The organism is Streptosporangium canum, from assembly GCF_900113865.1.
GTDB classification, from domain to species: domain Bacteria; phylum Actinomycetota; class Actinomycetes; order Streptosporangiales; family Streptosporangiaceae; genus Streptosporangium; species Streptosporangium canum.
In genome coordinates, this window is sequence record NZ_FOQY01000036.1 from 78599 (window position 1) to 85127 (window position 6529).

Genomic DNA, 6529 nt, shown 5'->3' on the forward strand with positions numbered 1-6529 from the left:
GCCCGCCTCCCATGGGGGAAGGCGGGCCGTCCGGGAACGTGCCGTCCGCTTACTCGCTCTCGGTGGTGTAGAGGTACTCCCAGCCGCCGCACCTGGTCGGGTAGGAGCCGCGCAGGTCGATCTGGCACACCTTGACGCGGATGCTCCGCACGTCCTCCTCGGCGAAGTGGAACTGCTTGGCGCCGCCCGCCCCGCAGTATCTGTAGGCCTTGCTCCCGGACCAGCCGTCGTCGCCGAAGCGGTTCACCTGGAACTTCACGTAGCCGCACTTGCCGCCCTGGCGATAGGTGCGGTGGTCGAGGTCGTAGAGCTTGCCCCTGACGTGCACCTCGTTGGACCTCTGGTGCCGGTCCCACTCGACGCCGATCCAGCCGGTGGCCTTGGCCCGGTGGTTGGCGGAGAGGTAAGGGCCCCAGTAGTCGTCGTAGTCGTAGCCCGACGTGCCGGCCGTGACCGCCGTGGCCGCCGTGGCCGCCGTGGTGGCCTGCGTCGCGGCGTTCGCGGTGGCCGGCAGCGCGAGCGCGAGCGCGCCGGCGGTGACGGCCGTGGCCAGCAGAGCAGTGGTCAGTCGCTTCATCTCGATCTCTCCTCAACCCCCGGACCGGCTCCCTGCCGGATCCCCCCTGGGCTTGGGACATTGGTACGGGCAGGCGCTTGCAGCCTCCCGTAGCGGTGCTTGCAGCCCCCTTGGCCGGGCTTGCAGGAGACCTGACGACCTGACCGGTGGCCCGGGAAAGGACCGTACGGCGCCGAGCGGGTCCGCCGCCCGGCTTACCCCGCAATCACCCCAGCGGCTGATGACCGGCGGGCACCGCCGCCGCCACCATGAACGTCATGCGCTCACGGGGCCCGACGGTTCCGGGAGCGCGCCCGGCGGACGGGGGCGCACGCCCTCCGGCGCCGGGGCATCCGGGGGTCATCCCCGGCGACACAGGGGGAGAGCCGGCGCCGCGAGCCGGAGGGGACGATCTCGGTCGGGCGGAGAAGTGCGGTCTCGCGCCGGACCATGTGACAAAGATCGCAGCAGCTCGCGGCGCCATCCCCTCCCATTGCTCTACAGCTTGTAGTACTACTTTAGGTAGCACTACAACTTGTAGAGCTCCAGACCCGCGAGGGGAAGATGGACGCACTGGACCTGGCGCGGTGGCAGTTCGGGGTCACCACCGTGTACCACTTTCTGTTCGTACCCCTGACGATCGGCCTCGGCGTCTTCGTGGCCGGCCTGCAGACCGCATGGCATCGCACGGGTAAGGAGCACTACCTCAGGCTCACCAAGTTCTTCGGGAAGCTCTTCCTGATCAACTTCGCGATGGGCGTGGTCACCGGCATCGTGCAGGAGTTCCAGTTCGGCATGAACTGGAGCGACTACTCGATCTTCGTCGGAGACGTCTTCGGCGCCCCGCTGGCCCTGGAGGCGCTACTCGCGTTCTTCCTGGAGTCGACGTTCCTGGGCCTGTGGATCTTCGGCTGGGACAAGCTGCCCAAGCGCATCCACCTCGCCACGATCTGGGCCGCGGTCATCGGCTCCAACCTGTCGGCGTACTTCATCCTCGCCGCCAACGCCTGGATGAAGCACCCGGTCGGCTACGAGGTGGTCGACGGCAAGGCGCGCATGACGGACCTGTGGGCGGTGCTCACCAACTCCGCCGCCCTCGCGCAGGTGCCCCACGTGGTGGGGGCGGCCTTCGTCGTCGCGGGCGGGTTCGTCCTGGCGGTCTGCGGCTACCATGTCCTGCGGGAACGGCGCGCCGACCCCGACCGGACCACACCGGTACGGCGGGGCGCGACGGACATGTGGCGCACCCCCATGCGGGCCGCGCTGGTCATGACGGCGATCGCCGGAGTCGTGGTCGCGGGCAGCGGCGACATGTCCGCCAAACTGCTGTACGAGCAGCAGCCGATGAAGCTGGCCGCCGCGGAGGGGCTCAGGCACGACACGGCCGGCGCGCCCTTCTCCCCCGTACCGGGGGTGGAGGTGCCCATGCTGCTCAGCTTCCTGTCCACCAACGACCCGAACGCGGTCGTCCAGGGCACCGAGGACCTGCAGGCCCGGTTCGAGAAGGAGTTCGGCCCCGGCGACTACCGCCCCAACCTGCCCGTGGTCTTCTGGTCCTTCCGCGTGATGATCACCTTCGGCATGGCCACGGTGGCCCTGTCGGTCCTCGGCCTCTGGCTGACCCGCAAGCGCCGCCGCGACCCCCGCCCGCCCCGCGAACTGCCCGCCTGGCTCGCCCGGGCCTGCGTGCTGGCGCTGCCGCTGCCGACCATCGCGATGATCTCGGGCTGGCTGCTCAGCGAGATCGGCCGCCAGCCGTGGACCGTCCAGGGCGAGCTGCTCACGGCCGCGAGCGTGTCGCCCGGTGTCAGCCTCACCGAGGTGGCCGTCTCCCTGGCGGTCTTCACCGCCCTGTACGGCGCGCTCGCGCTGGCCGAGGCCGTACTGATCGTCCGCCACGTCAAGACGGGCCCCGAACCCGCCGCCCCCCGCCCCCTCACGCCGCCCTCCCGCGACGACGAGGACTCGGCAGCCCGGCTCCAGCCGACCCTGATGTACTGAAGGCGACACGATGGAACTCACCACCTTCTGGTTCGCGGTCATCGCGTTCCTCTGGACCGGATACTTCGTCCTGGAGGGCTTCGACTTCGGCGTGGGCCTGCTGGCCCCGGCGCTGTCCAGGAACGAGGCCGAGCGCAAGCAGGTCCTCGGCACGATCGGCCCGGTCTGGGACGGCAACGAGGTCTGGCTGATCACCGCCGTCGGCGCGATGTTCGCCGCGTTCCCCGCCTGGTACGCCGGGCTGCTCAGCGAGTTCTACCTGCCGGTCACGCTGGTCCTCGTCGGGCTCATCGTGCGCGGCATCGGCCTGGAGTGGCGGGGCAAGGTCCACCACTCCTCCGACCGCGCCTGGTGCGACCTGGGCATCCTGGTCGGCAGCGCGCTCCCGGCCTTCCTGTGGGGCGCCGTCTTCGCCGACCTGCTGCACGACAGCGCGATCGCCGCGCTGGTCGGCGGGGTGTTCTCCCTGTCGCTGTGCGTCCTGCACGGCGCGGTCTTCGTCGCCCTCAAGACGTCCGGGCCGGTGCGCGCCCGTGCCCGCCGTACCGCGATGGTCACTTCCGCGGTGGCGCTGCCCGCCGCGGTGGTGGCGCTGTCCAACATCCCGGCCGCCGGCACGGCCGTCGCCGACTGGGCGGCGGCGCCGTGGCTGTGGGCGTGCGCGCTGACCGCGATGGCGGCTCTGGCCGCCGGGATCGCACTGACCTGGCGCGGCCGGGACGGCTGGGCGTTCACCGCCACCGCCTCCTCCATCGCGCTGGGCTCGGTCGCCCTGTTCGGCGCCCTCTGGCCCGCCCCCCTGCCCGGCCTGACCGTCGCCGAGGCCGCCTCCGGCCCCTACACGCTGGGCATGCTGACCTGGATCGGCCTGATCGCGCTGCCGTTCGTGCTCGGCTACCAGGCCTGGTCCTACTGGGTGTTCCGCAAGCGCCTGGTCGCCGAGGTGTCCTGACGCATCCCCTGGGCGGAGCGCTCGGCAGCCGCCCACGTCCGGCGTGGGGGAAACCGAGTTGATTTCTCCCGCGCCGCTCTGAAGCATGCCCTTCATGACGCCCCCCAGCCTGTTCCGGCACCGGAACTTCATGCTCCTGTTCAGCGCCGACACGATCAGCCAGTTCGGCACGCAGATCAGCCTGCTCGCGCTCCCCCTGGTCGCGGTGCTCGCACTCGGGGCGAGCGAGTTCGAGACCGGGCTGCTGATCGCGGCCGAGACCGCGGCGTTCCTGCTGGTGGGACTGCCCGCCGGGGTCTGGGTGGACCGGATGCGCAGGCGGCGGATCCTGATCGCCGCGGACCTGGTCCGCGGCGCGCTGCTGGCATCGGTGCCGATCACGTGGTGGCTCGGCGCGCTGACCCTCCCCCACCTGTACGGCGTGGCACTCGGCATGGGCCTGGCCACGGTCTTCTTCGACATCGCCTACCAGAGCTACCTGCCGAGCCTGGTCGGCAGGGACCAGCTCGTGGACGGCAACGCCAAGCTGGAGATCGTGCGGTCGGCGGCGGGCGTGGCCGGGCCGGGTGCCGGCGGCGGGCTGATCCAGGTGCTCACCGCGCCGGTCGCGGTGCTCGCGGACGCCGTCAGCTTCCTCGGCTCGGCGCTGTTCCTGTGGCGGATCGACGCCGTCGAGCAGACCCCGGACCCGGCTGAGCGGCGCGGGCTGCTGAAGGAGATCGGCGAGGGGCTCCGGTTCGTGGCCACGCACCGGATCCTGCGGATGATCGCCGCCTCCACCGCCACCGCCAACTTCACGGGCGGGATGCTGGCGGCCGTAGAGATGATCTTCCTGACCCGGGTGCTGGGCCTGTCCCCCGGCGCCATCGGCCTGCTGTTCTCCGCCGCGGCCCTCGGCGGCCTCGTCGGCGCGGCGATCGTGGGCACGGTCGGCCGCCGGGCCGGCACCGCCCGGACCATCTGGCTGTCCATCCTCGTCACCGGGCCGTTCATGCTCCTGGTGCCGCTCTCCGGGCCCGGCTGGGGAACGTCGCTGTTCGCGATCGGCATGTTCATGAACGGGGTCGGCGTGGTGCTCTACAACGTCAGCCAGGTCAGCTTCCGCCAGAGCGTCACCCCCGAGCACATGCTCGGCCGGATGAACGCCACCATGCGCTTCGTCGTATGGGGCACGCTCCCCCTCGGCGGCCTGGCCGGAGGCGTGCTGGGCGAGATCTTCGGCGCCCGCACCACGCTGTGGATCAGCGTCCTGCTGGCACTGCTGGCCGTGGTGCCGCTCCTGCTGTCCCCGCTGCGCACGATGCGCGACCTGCCGGCCCCTCAGCAGGCCGGCGTCTGATCCCCCGAGCGAGCGGCACCGCCACCGGCACCGGGACTCCCGGATGGACACACAGGACAGGCTCCGCCGTACAGAAGCCGTACAGAATATGAAGGAGCTGCGGCCGGGCTCGTCGGGACGGAGCGAGATCAGGATCCTGTTCGCCTTCGATCCTCGGCGCAGCGCCGTGCCGCTGGTCGCCGGAGACAAGGCCGGCCGCTGGGAAGCCTTGTACGACAAGGCGATACCGCTGGCGGAGGAGCGGTTCGCCGAATGGGTGGCATAGCTGGAAGCCTCACCGAAGGAGCATGACCGATGACCGCATTCCACCGCTGGGACGACGTCAGGCGTGAGGTCTTCGACGGAGAGGACCTCGCCGCCATCGACCGGGGCGCCACCGAGGCGGTCACCGCCGTCAGGCTCGCCGCCATGCGCAGGCAACTCGGCCTGCGCCAGGCGGATGTCGCCGAACGCATGCACGTGCGCCAGGAGAGGATTTCCGCGATCGAACGGGGAGACCCGACCTCGGCGACACTGAGCACGCTGATCGCCTATGTCCGGGCGCTCGGCGGGCAGCTCGAAGTCGTCGCCACCGTCGACGACACCCGCTACAAGATCGCCTGAGCCCGCACTCCGGGCAACTCCGCAGCCGCCTGTCCCCGCTGCGCGCCCCGGCGGGACTCAGCACGCGCTGATGCCGTCGAGGATGCGTCCGAGCCCGAAGGTGAACTGCTCGGTGAAACTCGGGTCGCGTGCCTCGACGACCCGTCTGGCGAAGTGAGGGTAGGCGCCGCTCTCGACGACCTCCCGGATGTATGGCGCGACGCTCGCGCGCCACTCGTCCACACTCTGTCCTGTACGGCGCCGCGCCTCCGGTTTCAGCGTGATCTGGCGTGGAACCCCGGGCGTTCACGCCCGGCAGGAAACGACAGCGCGGGAGGGCCGCCAAGGCCCGAGCGGTGTGGTGACCGGTAGGCCGTCGAGCGGCTCAGCCCGGACGCTTCTGGTTTTCGATGTACTCCTTGATGATCGATAGGGGTGCGCCGCCGCAGGAGGCGGCGAAGTACGACGGCGACCAGAAATGCCCGTCCCACAGATACTTACGGATATGTGCCGGATATTCCTTGCGCAGTAGCCGGGCAGACACGCCCTTGAGGCTGTTCACCAGCGTCGAGAGGGCGACTTTGGGTGGGTAGTGCACGAGCAGGTGCACGTGATCCTCCTCGCCGTTGAAGCCGACCAGCTCCGCCCCGAAACTGTCGCACACCTCGATCATGATGTCTGCGCAGCGACGCAGAATCTCGTCGGTGAACACACCTCGCCGATACTTCGGAGTGAAGACCAAATGCGCATGAAGCGCGTAGACAACGCTTCGACCTCTTCTTATCTCGGGGTTCGGTTCCCACCTCGGTGACATGGACCCAACGCTAGAGTGTTCGAGGTGAAGCTGGTGGTGCAGGTGAGACTCCTGCCGACGCCTGAGCAGGCGGCGGCGCTGGAGGCGACCCTGCGCGCGGTCAACGACGCGGCCACCTGGGTGGCGGCGCTCGCCCACCACCAGCGGGTATTTCGCAACTACGACCTGCGCAAGCACGCCTACGGGCAGATCAAGGACAACTACGGGCTGGCGGCTCAGGCCGCGCAGCACGTCATCAAGAAGGTCACCGACGCCTACGCCACGCTGCACGCCAATCTCCGCAAC

At 70.0% G+C, this 6529-nt stretch carries 8 protein-coding genes and 1 pseudogene; 6 read left to right on the plus strand and 3 right to left on the minus strand.

Features of this window, described 5'->3' with window-relative positions; genetic code table 11:
* Positions 1–49: 49 nt before the first annotated feature.
* On the minus strand, positions 50–577 hold the full coding sequence (locus BM085_RS35405) for a hypothetical protein (protein ID WP_093891157.1): 528 nt from the start codon (positions 575–577) through the stop codon (positions 50–52).
* A 543-nt stretch (positions 578–1120) separates the two neighbouring features.
* On the opposite strand from BM085_RS35405, the gene BM085_RS35410 reads away from it, so the two are divergent.
* The 5 genes from BM085_RS35410 to BM085_RS35430 all read left to right on the plus strand — a co-directional run bounded on the left by BM085_RS35410 (position 1121) and on the right by BM085_RS35430 (position 5451).
* Complete coding sequence (locus tag BM085_RS35410; protein WP_093891158.1) at positions 1121–2557, plus strand: cytochrome ubiquinol oxidase subunit I; 1437 nt, start codon at positions 1121–1123, stop codon at positions 2555–2557.
* Between the two features lie 10 nt (positions 2558–2567).
* The gene (gene cydB / locus BM085_RS35415) at positions 2568–3509 is read left to right on the plus strand and encodes a cytochrome d ubiquinol oxidase subunit II (protein ID WP_093891159.1); all 942 of its coding nucleotides are present in this window, start codon (positions 2568–2570) and stop codon (positions 3507–3509) included.
* Between the two features lie 94 nt (positions 3510–3603).
* On the plus strand, positions 3604–4848 hold the full coding sequence (locus BM085_RS35420) for an MFS transporter (protein WP_093891168.1): 1245 nt from the start codon (positions 3604–3606) through the stop codon (positions 4846–4848).
* Positions 4849–4891: 43 nt separating this feature from the next.
* A complete protein-coding gene (locus BM085_RS35425; RefSeq protein ID WP_093891160.1) occupies positions 4892–5113 on the plus strand; it encodes a type II toxin-antitoxin system RelE/ParE family toxin in 222 nt (73 codons plus the stop codon).
* A 29-nt stretch (positions 5114–5142) separates the two neighbouring features.
* The gene (locus tag BM085_RS35430) at positions 5143–5451 is read left to right on the plus strand and encodes a helix-turn-helix domain-containing protein (RefSeq protein ID WP_093891161.1); all 309 of its coding nucleotides are present in this window, start codon (positions 5143–5145) and stop codon (positions 5449–5451) included.
* 57 nt (positions 5452–5508) lie between these two features.
* Here the strand turns inward: BM085_RS35430 and BM085_RS43745 are convergent, their stop codons facing one another.
* Positions 5509–5673, minus strand: a complete 165-nt coding sequence (locus tag BM085_RS43745; RefSeq protein WP_177245433.1) for a TetR/AcrR family transcriptional regulator C-terminal domain-containing protein — start codon at positions 5671–5673, stop codon at positions 5509–5511.
* 142 nt (positions 5674–5815) lie between these two features.
* On the minus strand, positions 5816–6244 hold the full coding sequence (gene tnpA / locus BM085_RS35435) for an IS200/IS605 family transposase (RefSeq protein WP_093891162.1): 429 nt from the start codon (positions 6242–6244) through the stop codon (positions 5816–5818).
* A gap of 24 nt (positions 6245–6268) precedes the next feature.
* Between tnpA and BM085_RS35440 the strand changes: the two are divergent.
* Positions 6269–6529 (plus strand): annotated as a pseudogene (locus BM085_RS35440) (RNA-guided endonuclease TnpB family protein); the annotation flags it as partial.